The organism is Saccharicrinis sp. GN24d3 (assembly GCF_052400645.1).
Lineage (GTDB): Bacteria > Bacteroidota > Bacteroidia > Bacteroidales > Marinilabiliaceae > Saccharicrinis.
The window spans coordinates 279,188-293,005 of record NZ_JBQTGI010000005.1; the positions used below are offsets into that span (position 1 = coordinate 279,188).

11 protein-coding genes are annotated in these 13,818 nt (G+C 36.8%); 6 read left to right on the forward strand and 5 right to left on the reverse strand.

The window, feature by feature from the left end; translation table 11 throughout:
* The first annotated feature begins 13 nt into the window (after positions 1–13).
* From ACT29I_RS08420 to ACT29I_RS08430, 3 genes are read left to right on the forward strand one after another with little or no spacing between them, the layout of a single operon-like run.
* Positions 14–853, forward strand: a complete 840-nt coding sequence (locus ACT29I_RS08420) for a DUF4231 domain-containing protein (protein WP_430931796.1) — start codon at positions 14–16, stop codon at positions 851–853.
* Between the two features lie 16 nt (positions 854–869).
* A complete protein-coding gene (locus tag ACT29I_RS08425; RefSeq protein WP_430931797.1) occupies positions 870–1,676 on the forward strand; it encodes a toll/interleukin-1 receptor domain-containing protein in 807 nt (268 codons plus the stop codon).
* 39 nt (positions 1,677–1,715) lie between these two features.
* Positions 1,716–2,366, forward strand: a complete 651-nt coding sequence (locus tag ACT29I_RS08430) for a toll/interleukin-1 receptor domain-containing protein (RefSeq protein WP_430931798.1) — start codon at positions 1,716–1,718, stop codon at positions 2,364–2,366.
* 538 nt (positions 2,367–2,904) lie between these two features.
* Here the strand turns inward: ACT29I_RS08430 and ACT29I_RS08435 are convergent.
* From ACT29I_RS08435 to ACT29I_RS08450, 4 genes are all read right to left on the reverse strand, one after another.
* Positions 2,905–3,960, reverse strand: a complete 1,056-nt coding sequence (locus tag ACT29I_RS08435) for a carcinine hydrolase/isopenicillin-N N-acyltransferase family protein (RefSeq protein ID WP_430931799.1) — start codon at positions 3,958–3,960, stop codon at positions 2,905–2,907.
* Positions 3,961–4,115: 155 nt separating this feature from the next.
* Complete coding sequence (locus ACT29I_RS08440) at positions 4,116–5,150, reverse strand: hypothetical protein (protein ID WP_444793197.1); 1,035 nt, start codon at positions 5,148–5,150, stop codon at positions 4,116–4,118.
* Between the two features lie 166 nt (positions 5,151–5,316).
* A complete protein-coding gene (locus ACT29I_RS08445) occupies positions 5,317–6,615 on the reverse strand; it encodes a family 43 glycosylhydrolase (RefSeq protein ID WP_444793198.1) in 1,299 nt (432 codons plus the stop codon).
* A 197-nt stretch (positions 6,616–6,812) separates the two neighbouring features.
* The gene (locus ACT29I_RS08450; protein WP_430931803.1) at positions 6,813–7,001 is read right to left on the reverse strand and encodes a hypothetical protein; all 189 of its coding nucleotides are present in this window, start codon (positions 6,999–7,001) and stop codon (positions 6,813–6,815) included.
* 227 nt (positions 7,002–7,228) lie between these two features.
* On the opposite strand from ACT29I_RS08450, the gene ACT29I_RS08455 reads away from it, so the two are divergent.
* The 3 genes from ACT29I_RS08455 to ACT29I_RS08465 all read left to right on the forward strand — a co-directional run bounded on the left by ACT29I_RS08455 (position 7,229) and on the right by ACT29I_RS08465 (position 12,154).
* Positions 7,229–7,879, forward strand: coding sequence for a CPBP family intramembrane glutamic endopeptidase (locus ACT29I_RS08455; RefSeq protein WP_430931804.1), 651 nt, complete (start codon positions 7,229–7,231; stop codon positions 7,877–7,879).
* A gap of 267 nt (positions 7,880–8,146) precedes the next feature.
* The gene (locus tag ACT29I_RS08460) at positions 8,147–10,015 is read left to right on the forward strand and encodes a tetratricopeptide repeat-containing sensor histidine kinase (protein ID WP_430931805.1); all 1,869 of its coding nucleotides are present in this window, start codon (positions 8,147–8,149) and stop codon (positions 10,013–10,015) included.
* Between the two features lie 372 nt (positions 10,016–10,387).
* A complete protein-coding gene (locus ACT29I_RS08465) occupies positions 10,388–12,154 on the forward strand; it encodes a tetratricopeptide repeat-containing sensor histidine kinase (protein ID WP_430931806.1) in 1,767 nt (588 codons plus the stop codon).
* 364 nt (positions 12,155–12,518) lie between these two features.
* Here ACT29I_RS08465 and ACT29I_RS08470 read toward each other — a convergent pair whose 3' ends face one another.
* Positions 12,519–13,808, reverse strand: coding sequence for a TolC family protein (locus ACT29I_RS08470; protein ID WP_430931807.1), 1,290 nt, complete (start codon positions 13,806–13,808; stop codon positions 12,519–12,521).
* Between the last annotated feature and the right edge of the window lie 10 nt (positions 13,809–13,818).

A 13,818-nucleotide genomic window follows, 5' to 3' on the forward strand; every position in this document is an offset into this window, starting at 1 on the left:
TAAGGCGACGAAAATGAGGAAACAATACTTAAAGCGGCCAAAGTACTATGTAACTGCTGTACAGTTGGATTTAGATTTTAAAGGATTTGAATACGAAAAGTGGGGAGGGAAACAAAAATGCAAGGCAGGTGACTGGCTTATCAATAATAACGGTGATACCTATACCGTGGACAAAGCTTACTTCAATGATTTTTATCAATTTGTAAGCCCTGGAGTTTATAATAAAATAGGGGAAGTTTGGGTAGAAGTTGCCACAGAGAATAGTGACATTAAAACTATTGAAGGCTCAACTGAATACGCAATTGGAGATTATCTTGTATTCGACCGTCAAGAAGGAGGCGATGGATATGCTATCAAAAAGCAAGTTTTTGAGCGGATGTATGAAGAGGTAGACCTGGAGTTTAATCTAACGCTCGAACAAAAATCTTATATCGACAAGCGCATACAACCCCGAATAGATGAATTCAAAGATCTGGCAAATCAGAACCGCAATTGGTACTATATATTTCAGGTTGTAACTATTCTAGCCGCTACTATGGTTCCTGTTTTTAGCGGTTTTATTAATGAAGATAATGATCCTTTTAAATGGTTAGTCGCGATATTGGGTGGCTTATCAGCTGTAGTGGCTAGTTTGCTTTCTTTGTTTAAGTTTCAGGAGAATTGGATTCGTTTTAGAAGTACTTATCACGACCTGGATACACAACTTTCATTGTTTAAAAATGGTTCCAGAGAATATGAAAACAGAAAGCAGGCCTTTAACGTATTGGTTGATAATTGCGAGCGCATCCTGCAAGCCGAAATAGGCCAATGGGCAGAATCAAGACGGAAAAAGGAGGAAGAAAGTGATGAATAGATGATAATTGTTAAGCATGAATCCCACCGAAAATAATATCATACAGAATATAATCGACGACCTGGCCCAATTGGGCCATGCAAAACCATGGAAGTCGGTAAGTACCCTGGCAAAAAAATTCAGGGTTCAGGAAAGTTACTTAAGGCAAATTTTACTTGAATACTGTGCCAGTGCAGGCAAGCAAGATTTGAAAATTCGTTATTCGCATTATCCCAGTAAACGAAACCTGGATATGATATGGGCGCATGTAAAAAATGTTCGAGAGTTAAATGAGCTTTATGATTACTCGCGTATTGATGAATCCGATAAAAGGTTCCCGACATATCTCGGAAATTATCCGCGGTTATTCTTATCCCATAGCCATAAAAACAAAGACAGAGCACTTTATATGAGGGATTATCTCTACTGTCAGCGTATTAACATTTGGATGTCGGAATTAGATATAATCAGGGGTAATGATATTTTTGTTGCCGTCAACCAGGGCAGAAATAACTGTTCCGGTGTTCTTGCAGATGTTACAGAAGAGTCGATACAGTCTGTGTGGGTGCAGAAAGAATTCATCGCCTCTATACAAGATATACGGGTTTATATTGTTGTGGACGGCAATAACGGCCGCTTGATTGAAGCCTTAAACTCCGATACGCCGGATAATATCATGCCTTCATTGAACATAACAAGCATGTTTCCCGAATACTTTGACTATCTAAAGCATCATGTAAGCAAGACAGGACTGGTTTTTTCCTTTCCATATGTACAAGGAGAGCTTTTTAAAACCGAAATGAAGCCCCTGATGGACCTGAAAGATTATTTGACAGAACATTAAATTGAGATGAATTTTCACTCCTAATAAAAAAAACGCGTCATGTACGATGTCTTTATTTCCCATTCACGAGTCGACCGCCGGTTTGTAGATAGGCTTATAAGCTTTCTGGATAAAAAGCAACTTACCTGCTGGCTTGATAAAAAAGATCTCCCTCCTGCAGAAATCTGGCGTAGCGAACTTCAGGAAGCCATTATTGATGCTGATAATTTTGTGTTCATTATTAGTCCCAATTCTGTTGATTCAGAGTTTTGTACACAGGAAATTAACTGGGCTGTAAAGTATAATAAACGTATTATTCCCATTTTTTTAAAAGTGCTGCGACAAGATCAAAAATTAGATTCTGCGTTGTCGGAACGCCAGTGGTTAGAGATAGATACAAACAATGAGGAAAAGAGTTTTTACGATATAGTCACCGCTGTTCGAAATGAGCAAAAATGGTATAAACAAGGTACCGAATATCTTCGGGGTGCTCAAAAATGGAAAAACGGCAAGGAGGTATTCCTGGCCCGCCCCGAACTGGAGACTGCCCGTGCATGGATGGAGAAAGGGGCAAACATGAATCCCGGTCCCACTAAGCTTCAAATCAAATATATTCACGAAAGTGAATCCTATCACCTCAAAGAAGCTAAAAAGTGGGAGAAACTTTATTCCAAATCAATAGCCCGACAAATGGCGAGATCTCACACATAAACGAACACTTTATACTGGGCAAACGAGGATTACACTTATCTGCGCAGGACATACTGCCAGGTAGGGAATTAGCCTATATCTCGCATACCAAACGGTTTTGGAAAGAATGGTTTAAGGGCATCATAATGTAACGATTCATCTTCTTAATGCAGGTTAGATAGCCCAACAGGGAAATCACCACTATACCAGTTGTATATCAAAAAAAATGGATAAACATTTTGCAAATAAGAACAGTTAATGCCGATACAGAACCACAGATTGATTTTTATCAATCGTTTTAATTCGTAATCGGTATAAAAGATAAATGTAACCATAGCGGGAATTGCTTCGCAATTAAATTATTGTCCACAGATTTTTTCGGATGAACACAGATTATCTGAGGTTTGTTAGGAATTTGAAAAATTACTTAATGCCGGCAGGTATATGCGGTCACAATTGCTACCGGGTTAGAAAATCTAACATAACGTTTTTAAGTAATGTTTCGATTTTGATCATCGAATTGGCATTAAGATAAAATCTAATGACAATTTTGGGATTGTTATTTACCAACAGTTGCTTTCAGTTTATGTTTTTTAATGTAGTGTATTGTTGCCACAATAACGCCGGTACCAGCAATTACACTTAAACACAGTAACAAAATAGATACGATATACTCACTGGTAGCTTCTCTTGTAGTTTTTTCAGAGAACAAATCTTTTATCCGGATCATGATCTCGCCTTTGGCAAGTTCTTCATCTACCTTCAGAACCACCACTTCATCAAATTGATGCCAATGATATAGGTAAATAACGCCATTTTTTAAGTCGAAGATATTTGAATACAACGTTTGACTAAATATACCCTCTTGGTGCACCGAATTAAGAATGGATTTAAAGTAATCAACGGTTAATTTATTTTCGCTGTTTATTGCTCCCAGCATCTCTTCGGCTTTAGTGTATCTCCGGCATGGATATTCCAAAGCATTCTTGGGGTTTGCTTTGTTGTAGTTGGTTGAAATTAAATAATTTTCGCCTTTTTTCTTTCTCGTATATGCCAGTTCTCCGTTCTCGTCAACACTAATAACTACAGCATCTCCATTGGCATCTGCAAAGTTTAATTGATAACTTATATCTCCGGAATTAGGATACCAATTTTTTCTTTGGTACCTGTCTGCAATCTTTATGGCTTCCTGAACTGTTGCGGCCTTTCTTAAGATTAATACGGGAGCCCATATCGCATAATGCTCATGGGGGGCCTTATAATGCGGTGGAGGTATAAGTTCAGAATGTGGGTTTATTCCTGATTTGGGTAAGGCATTAGCATCAAAACAAAGTCCTTTTTCATTGATTCCACCTTGATGTGAATAATCTTTAAATCCCAAATACACACAACCATAATTTTCTTCAGTAGCGGGCTCGGTCCACAAATAGGTCTTAGGTTTGTAATAATCCTCATTGTTGCCAAATAAGACCTTATCACCAACTGATGCGGAAAAAATTGTACAAGAACCAGGAACAGGATCATGTGATATTTTTCTGTTTACCATATGATGATCTACGATCCAAAACGAAGAAAAAACTAGAATTCCGATTAATAAGAGTTTGTTTTTCATCATTTTAATTAGGTGCCAGATATACGGCTATTGTCGTTTTCGCTTTTGTTACAGGCTTATATTCATACACAGCAATAAAACCGAGGGTGTAGAAATAAAAAACATGATATATTGTAGGGGCCCATATGATTCATTGATATGAAATTGAGGAAATATAATTATTTATAATCTCTAAAAGAAGACTCTTTCCAAATGGAATCTGAACGAAATGGATTAGAACCGTCTTGCTTTATTGAAGTCTTATGGCGATCCCTAAAATCGCTTTCTTCTTTTGCGGTTATTTGTAGGGATTTCCTCCGTTTTTCAATAGCAGTTCTCATCATTCTACTGCCTTTCCAATTTAGGTTGTTAGCATTTGCATCATAAGATATAGTATGCCAATTCTTCATGTCATTTAAATAGTTTTCAAAGAGATACCACCCCTGATCTTGAACCGTGTAATTATTGCCAAATTGATTCTGGACACGTGGGGTGGGGGCTCCAGCTGGCAACTCCTGGTTAATTTTTCCTTCACGGATCACATGTTCTAAGACCTTAGACCATTCAATCCACTCCACAGAAAGTGCATAGTTTGCTTTTTTATAGAGGAGTTCTCTTTTTTCATCAGGCTTTGCATTTGCAGGTAGTTCTTCGGGATATCGCATATTTGCACGTTTGAGCGATCCCTTATTATGTGCATTATGCATCTCCCATAGAATATCTCCTCGAATCTGATCATTTGAATGAAAACTGCCTCCTTCATCTCGCACGGGAACATAAATCGTATGGCTTTCTTCATCATATGAGATATTTTGCCCGACAGTGCCATCAACTAGATTTATGGGAATATCACCGTTCATGGTAATTCGATTGGCTAAATCCTGAAATGTTGCAGAATTCATTAAGAAATTATAATGAGTGAGTAACATTGGATCGGAACCTGGGGCCGCAATGCGCTGTATTGGCAAGGCTCTGGCAGGAAATTTATCGGATTTATTCGCCCTTACAGATAAATTTGCCATTTCCTGTAAAGCGCTTAGTTGTGAAACTTGCCCACTTTTATTTGCTACCTCTTGCAGTGATCTAAGACTTATTGCCTCAGGTCGATGATCCACAAACGTAAACGATGACGCATCCCTGTACTGTTTTTGAGAAACCTTATTGGCAGCAGATTGACTTTTGTTTTCTGGTGTTCTGTCTAAATGAGTAATCATAATTTTTTCTTTTCAGTTTTTAGTCAATTGCCAACGGATTTGCAGGAGGGCAGTAGGGGATCATACACATTAAATTTTCTTACTACAATATACCGTTTTATATACTAAAACGGTTCAAGTTTGCACCTGAACCTCTATTGCTTTTATACAGTGTATGTTTTTTTCATCACTTAAACTTAATCCAATCTATTTGCAGGTAACTGCCTTTGGCACCTTTAAACACTAAATAGATATCCGTTTTTCCTTTAAATGATTTTATGCTTTTTTCAATTTGTTGTAATGATTCCGATGGTGATAATTCAAATCTACCCATGGCGGCACCAGTCGGGCTACCTGATCTTATTTCAAGCGAACCTTTCTTGCCAATCATCATAGCCTTTAGGACACATTTTTTGAACTCCTTCCCGAAAGTAACATTGGCAAACCTAATCCAATCTCCATTCTGAATATTTGTAATTACAAAGCCCTCTTCTCTATTTCCCCGTTTTTTTATTTCGCTTGATATTTCATAATACCATTCAGCTTCAATTTTATCCCATGAAGCATTGTATTGTCCTACACCATTTGAAAAATGATAGTCTAAAAACCGGGTATCCGTAACAATTTTTCCTTCATCATCAAAATGGCAATAGGTTATAATGGACTCCCGATATTTAAAACCTTGTTTTATGTAATAACACCAAATATGGTAAAACTGTCCCTTCCATTTAAAAAAACTACCATGAGCAAATTCATCCAGGTTATGGCCATGTCCAACAGCTCCCACACAAGTATATGGTCCATAAATACTATCTGAAATAGCATATTCTCTTCCCCAACTCAAATAAAATTTTTTATTTCTCTTAAAAATGTAATTTTTATCCATCCAGTGTGGTGCATTTTCCCACTCCTTCCCATTAATTATAATGGGTTTAGGTTTCTCTGCTAACGAAATCATGCTCTCGCTTAAACGTGCAATATGGAATCCTCCACCTGATTTATCGCCGTAAACGATATATGGAGTTTTCTTTTTATCATCATCTATTATTATGGTTGGATCGTGCATTGGAGACACCAAGGGTTTTCCCAAGGCATCGGTATATTTTCCCTTTGGTGAATTTGAGCTCATCACCCCAATTCCCCTTTTTCTGTCTGAAAAATAAAAGTAATATTTTCCGTTTCTGGTTGCAGCATCACTTGCCCAACAATCCGTGCTATTGTCATTCATATAATTGTCCTTGGGGCTGATTGTACTGCTATGGGTCCAATTCACCAGGTCTGTTGATGAAAATACACGCCAGTCTTTCATTATCCATGTTTTGTCATCAGGACTGAAATCATGTCCGCTGTATAGATAAATTGTATCGTTAAATATCCTAACATGGGGATCTGACATTCCTATGTCTTTAACAACAGGGTTTTGAGCAGAAATAAGATCGCCTGAAAGTAGGTAAGCTATAAAAAGTAAGAAGCTTTTGTATTTCACGTTTGTTTCTATTATTAAGTTTATAATCGTTGAGCAGTTTGCCATCTCCAAAATGTCCTGTAAAGATGGCTACATGAATAGTGGTGCATTCGAAGGGCTATGTCACTTTAACTTAACCCAAAGCTAATGCGAAGAACAAACCTACAAAAACTTTGCGATCACACCATTATTTATGGTGGTGTGTTATGACCAGGCCTTTATTCATTTATAAGATTTTCAACTTCTTTTATCAATTCCACTTTTTGTGGAAGCACGTAAGTGTACTTTGAACCAAAAACTTTATTATCAAAGCCTCCAAAATTATATTCTGCAGCAACCCCATCCTTTTCTAATATTGGGTTTTTCTCAAGAAATCCTGGAAATTTAGATACATATGGATTTTTCACGATGTCAGAAGCAGAATCAATTACCTGTCCTTTTTGTGAAAGATCTAAAACTTTTTATTTATTGTAAGCTCCTTGATGGATCGTTAGGGTTCATTCATCGGCATCCATGTCTTTTCGTTTGAATATCAGCCTGTTTAATCCCAAATAAGTGGACTTTCATCACCAATAACCTAAACTTAATATATCTCTTCTTTACAATTAAGTTAGTTCTCGTTAATTTGGATATTATGAACGGTTCAATGAAAAAAAAATGGTTAGTGGCAGAGTTTGTGCTTTTATATGTGGGAATACCACTTTTTATCTATCTGGATTATAATTTCACACATCCAACCATGGTGATTGTACCATTGGTTCTAATCATGTTACTTATTTTAAAACGATATCATTTTTTTCAGTTGAAAGACTTGGTTCAGCTAAATTTAAAACGAGTAAAACCCTGGAGTCATTTTATAACTGTTGTAATAAATGCTTGTATTTTGGTATTAAGTGTATATCTCTTTGATCATGAAAACTTGTTTAACCTAATGCGATCAAATCCGCAAATGTTGGTTCTATTGTGTATTTTATATCCCATTTATTCGGCATTTGGGCAAGAAATAATTTACCGGCTTTTTTTATTTCAGCGATACAGAACCATTTTTAAATCCAAGGTTTTACTTGTGTTGGTCAGCAGTTTGTCGTTCAGTTATATGCATATTATTTACTATAGCCATGTTTCTGTAATTCTAACTTTTATCCTTGGTGTTTATCTTTCCATTACCTATTTAAAAACACGTAGTGTATTGTTTGTATCTATTCTGCATGGTATATACGGAAACCTTATTTTTATAGTTGGCTTGGGCAATTATTTTTGGTTAGATATGCATAAGTTTATGTAAAAAAGAACAATAAGAGATTGACCGTCAATATAAACTTAAATTCCGTAAAGGATTTCCCGGGTATTTATACCGATTAACAATGACATTGAAAATGGGATTAACAATCCTTCCATCTTAAATCCGGAGATTTTTTATACAAACAAAACACCAAATATTCTTAATGTGGTTTTTCGTAATTGGTCATATATATATGCAATTGGAGTTGTGTATTCAAAATACTATCTTGTTTCCCTAAATTATTCGTGTTTAAAATTAACCTGGGGCATAGTGTATAGGATTAAGCGTATATATTTCCTTTTTCTAGTTTTGCTTTTAAATTCAGTTTATTTTATTGGATCCGGTGCTAAAATAGATAGCCTTAAGAATCTTTTATTAACTGAAAAAAACGATAAGCTACGCATTGATTTGTACAATGTATTGGGTGATGAGCTATTGTTGAAATCACATACCGAAGCCCTCGAATACTACACGAAACAGGTTGAGCTTGCCAAAAAAATAAATGATAGGGCAAAAATTGTAATAGGGTTGGTTGGTATATGCGATGTTCATTCTTTATTAGGGGAATACAAGCTTGCCATTCAATCGGTAAGCGAGGCGGTAGGCTATGCGGGGGCGGACAATGGATTGTTGGCAGATTGTTATGGAAGGTTGGCCATTGTGTATGCACATATGGGAGAGATGAAGGAAGCCCTAGAAAACGATAATCTTTGTATTAAGTATAATTCACTTACCGGCGACTCGGTACGTATTGCCAACGCCTATCATAATATGGGCAGTCACTTTCAAATGATGGGAAACCTTGATTCTGCAAGGCATCACTATCATCGATCGAACAAATTCATTAATGATTCCAATAGTATTTTAAAAGCCTATAATACCAGTAAGCTGGCCACCGTTTATGCCAAAAACAAATCTTACGTCAAATCAATGGAGGCACACACGGCAGCTTTGCGGGAATATAAAAAGAGAGGTGCAAAATACGATATTGCATTTGAGCAATTGTGCATGGCAATGGTATTTAATCAACAAAAGGAATATCATCTTGCAAAAGCATACATCGATAGTTCCTTGCAATTAAGTTTTCAGTTAAATAATTGGCAATTGCTTCATAGAAATTATCACGAGCTTAGTGATGTATACCTTAAACAAGATGATTTTAAAAATGCACTCAAATATCAATTGCTTGAAAACACGTACATAGACTCCTTAAAATCCAGAAATAATGAAAACGCGGTTAAAGCAGCCATAAATAAATATGAGTTAGATGAGCAAAAAAAAGCGCTTAATGTATCCGAGACAGATCACAAAAAACTAAATTGGCAGCGGAATATGTTAATGTTGGTCGTTGGGGTAACCATTATACTGTTGATGTTGGGGCTGTTTGTATTGTTTCAAAACCATAAAACGCATCGGAGGAATAGGGATTTGGTAAGCCAACTAAACTCAAAAAACCAATCCATAAACCGGTTGCTTACCATAATCGGACACGATTTACGGGAGTCATTAGGTCATTTAAAAGAGTTTACACAACATATGCACATGAAATTACTGGATAACAATTCGATTAACGATGCTGTAGTTGAATTTATTCCCATGGTTGATTCTGCGCATGATTTGCTGGAGTCGGTGCTGGTTTGGAGTAGAAATAACGGTGAGGAAAACAGAGCTAAAATGGAAGAGTTGAGCGCCCGGGAATTGATTGAAAGTACGATTAAGCAGCTGTCGCATTTAGCGAAAATAAAGAAGATTACTTTTGTGTGCGATGTTGAGGATGTTAGGTTTGCATGCGATAAAAATATGGTGCTAATGATATTACGGAACATCATTAGCAATGCCATTAAATTCTCTTATCCCAATGGCCATGTTACAATTCAGGCTCGTTTGAGGGAAAATATTGTATGGTTTTCAATTAGTGATCAGGGTGTAGGAATAGCCAAAAAAGATATTGCAAAGATCCTTGATGAAAAAACGAACTATACTACCCAAGGTACAAGCGGGGAACAAGGTCCAGGATTAGGATTGTCGATGTGTAACGCGGTTATTAAAAAATATAAAGGAAAATTGCATATAGAAAGTACGGAAGGGAAAGGGAGTGAAATAGCATTTGAACTTCCAAAGCGCGTTGGCACCGAATGAAATAATACGTAATTTTTATAATTACGTGTATTATACAACACTTCGTTCATCTTTTTAAAACATCAGGGTGTGAGTCAATTTTACAATTTAGTTTTGTTTTGGCAATGGGAATAGTTTTAAGCGGTCTGTAAATAAGTCTCTTATCTGTTGTGTCTGGTCTAAGTTGCTATTAATTATTAACACAATCCTAATAGTATGTCGTATTCTTGTTAAAGAAAGTATTAAATTGCAGCACACTTAAACTAATAATATTTGACTTTCATTTTTTATAAAATATTCGCATTTCAACAGGTACGATCAGGCCTTTTTTGTTTGCTATTGTTTGTTTATATGTTCCCCAAAAATGTAAGGGCAAACCAAAAAACAGATAGTTTGCGAAACGTATTATCCAAAGATGTAAGCGATATTGAAAAGGGGAGAGTTTATTATGATTTAGGCCAGGAACTTCTGCAGGAATCATTATCCGAATCTTTGGAATGTTTTTATCAGTCGAAACAATTCGCAGAAACCAACCAAGACACTTCTTTGATTGTGGACAATCTGTTAGGTATTTGCGATGTTCACATTATTTTGGGAGAAGTGAGGCAAGCACTGGACTTTATTGCTGAAGCAATGGTTATTTCCAATGGCAATTATGCATTGATGGCCGACTGCCATACCGCCATGTCAAACTGTTATGCCCAGTTGGGAGAATATGATCTTTCCATCCAGAACGACAAGCAGTCGTTAAAGTATCATACCTTGTTAAAAGATACTTTAAATATTGCATACGATTATCATAATATCGGCTCGTATTATTTAATGGTTTATGAATTAGATACTGCGATATCATACTATCATCTTTCTAATAAATGTTTGAGCGATGATCAGGATATTCTCTGGGCATATAATCATACACGACTGGGATTTGCCTACACGCATAAAAAAGATTATCTAGCGGCTATTGATAACCATTTTGAGGCTTTAAAGTGGTATTCGAAGGATAGCATGTTGTACGAAATGGCATTGGAAGAAAACTTTATTGCCACGGTGTTATTTAATAATCGGGAATTGACCAAAGCGGGCACGCATGCCGCAAAAGCTTTAGATTACAGCCTTCGATTAAATCACTTCGAATTAATTAAAACGACTTATAATCTTTTATATGACATTTATAATGAAAAAGAGGATTATAAGAACGCATTGAGATATTCGGTTCTTGAGCACGCTTATGCTGATTCGTTGGAGGAGGAAAACAAAGAAAGTATTATTAATTCCATTAAGATAAAACATAGTTTCAACGAACAAAAGCGGATGCTGGAAAGTACCAGGGAAAGTAATACAGAATTAGCCAAACAAGGTAAGATGTTAGCCATATTTAGTGTCATATCATTGCTTCTGCTGGTGAGTTGTATTATTATTTTGTTACAACGGCAAAAAAAGCATAAAAAAAATAAGGGATTGGTGCTACAGCTAGACCGTATTAATCAATCCTCCAGAAAACTGCTTTCAATAATAGGCCATGATTTAAGGGACTCCGTGGGCAACCTAAAAAACTTCACGCAGTTGATGCACCACCAATTGCTCGACAACAAATCTATAGAAACCATGGTAACTAAATTTGTTCCTATGGTAGATTCTACTTACGGTCTGTTGGACACATTACTCATTTGGTCGCAAAATAATGATGAGAAATTTGTACCTAAGCTTGAACCTTTGAATACCAGGAATATTGTGGACTTGTCGATTAGCCATTTGTCGCATTTGGCCAAAGCAAAAAATATCATCATTAAACAAGATCTGGAGGAGTCCACGTTTCATGCGGATAAAAACATGATGCTTACCGTAATGCGCAACCTAATTAGCAATTCTATCAAGTTTTCAGAAGCCAATTCAACCATTACTATAAAATCGATAGTAAGAGGATCGAGCATTGAATTCTCGGTAAAAGATGAAGGTGTTGGCATGACTCCCGAGCAAATTAATAAGGTGCTGAACCAAGATGAAAATCACCACTCCGAAGGTACCAGAGGCGAACGAGGGTCCGGTTTGGGAATTTCGTTATGTAACTCCTTTATTGCGAAGCATGGCGGTAAGCTTTCCGTTGACAGTAAAATGGGTTGCGGAAGCACGTTTAAATTCTCGGTACCCAAAAAGTAAATTGGTAATGAATCATTCGTGTTGATGGTTTTAACCTGCCATATGCCTTAGAAATCCTGTTACGCAAATCAACTACTTCAAAACAAGGCGTTTCACTGAGTTACTTCAACTCACCGGAGCGGTGCTCTCGAAAGTAATCGGGACAAGTTATGCCTCGTTTCAGTAATGCCTTGTTTTAATGTACCTGCAATGCTCATGACGAACCTCCAATACATAATCCGGGTTAAATGCTCATTACGTATCTCTAATAACCCGGGTTTAAATGATATTGCCAATAAGCTGAAACTAATCAAAAATATTAGCAATCAGTATTTGGAACTGTTCTCCGTTGACTATTGTCCAATGATAAATACAGTAATTGAATTCACTCGTACTCCTGAACAATACTACCTACCATCCGTAACAGTGCGGTATGAGTATCAATGTAATTATATATAGCCTCTAATTGGAGTTGAGAAGCATTGAGATATATATTCTGAACATCTCTATAATTAAAGGAGTTAATGGCTCCTGTATTAAATTTATCCTGGGATATTTGAAGATTAAGTTTGGCTGCCTCTAAATTTTCTTTGGCTACATGCAACAGTTCTTTACGCACCAGGAACATCTCATATAAATTAGCCAGGCTGTTGTTTAAATCATGCTGCATATCTTCCAATTCAATTGCACCGACTTCCTCGTCAATCCTTGCTATTTGTAGCGCCCTTTTTTTGCTGCCGCCACTAAACAAGTTAAAGCTAAGTGTAAAGTTGCCATAAAAATTGGTGGCGCTATAGTCTGTGTTATCGCTCGTGTCATAATCGGTCATCGTAGATGTATAAGTGGCTCCACCCTGGAACCCGAGCTTAGGGGAATAGTTGCTTTTTGCGACAGCTACCGCATTCTCCAGCAAACGTTGATTGATGTACTGGTTTTGCAACGTCTTGTTATTATTGGTCATTTGGGCCTGTAAATCAGTTAGGTTATAATGGACTGAAATGGCCTTGAAATCTTCGGTTAATATATACGAAGGGTTGTTTTTTTCTGCCATAAGATAGTTTAAATCGCGCATGGAATTTTTATACCTTACTTCCTGCAACAAGTAGTTAGAACGATCTGATAAATACGAGTTTTGCGCTTGCAACAAATCGTAGGTTACCGCGGTGCCCAACTCTTTCTGGACCTCCACCTTTTTGTATCTGTCTTCCGATAACGACATTACCTCCTCGAAGGTCTTTAGCTTTTCTTTTTGCAAAAGCGCATCGTAATAAGACAAAACCACCGATTGAATGGTGCTTTCAACCATAATAGCCGTATTTTGTAGCGACAGTTTCTCCAATTCCTCAAAGCGTTGTTTGTTAATCTTAACGGCAAAACCATCGAATATAGTCCAACTCAAGTTGGCATTACCAATGAATTGTGTTTTTACATAATCCTCGGTGTCATTTATATCTTTCGAATTGTTACTGTAGGCATTTAGATCAACGTAAGGGTATCGGCCTGCCGATCCCCAGGAGTTATTAATTTTAGCCGCCTGTTGGCTGGTTTTGCTAATTTTAATGCCATAATTATTTTCCAGTGCTTTACTTATGGCATCAGCCAAAGCCAGATTCTCCTGCGCCATGGTAAATAAGCTAAAGCATAAAATTATAATAGTTAATTGTATCTTTTTCATTCTAAAATAT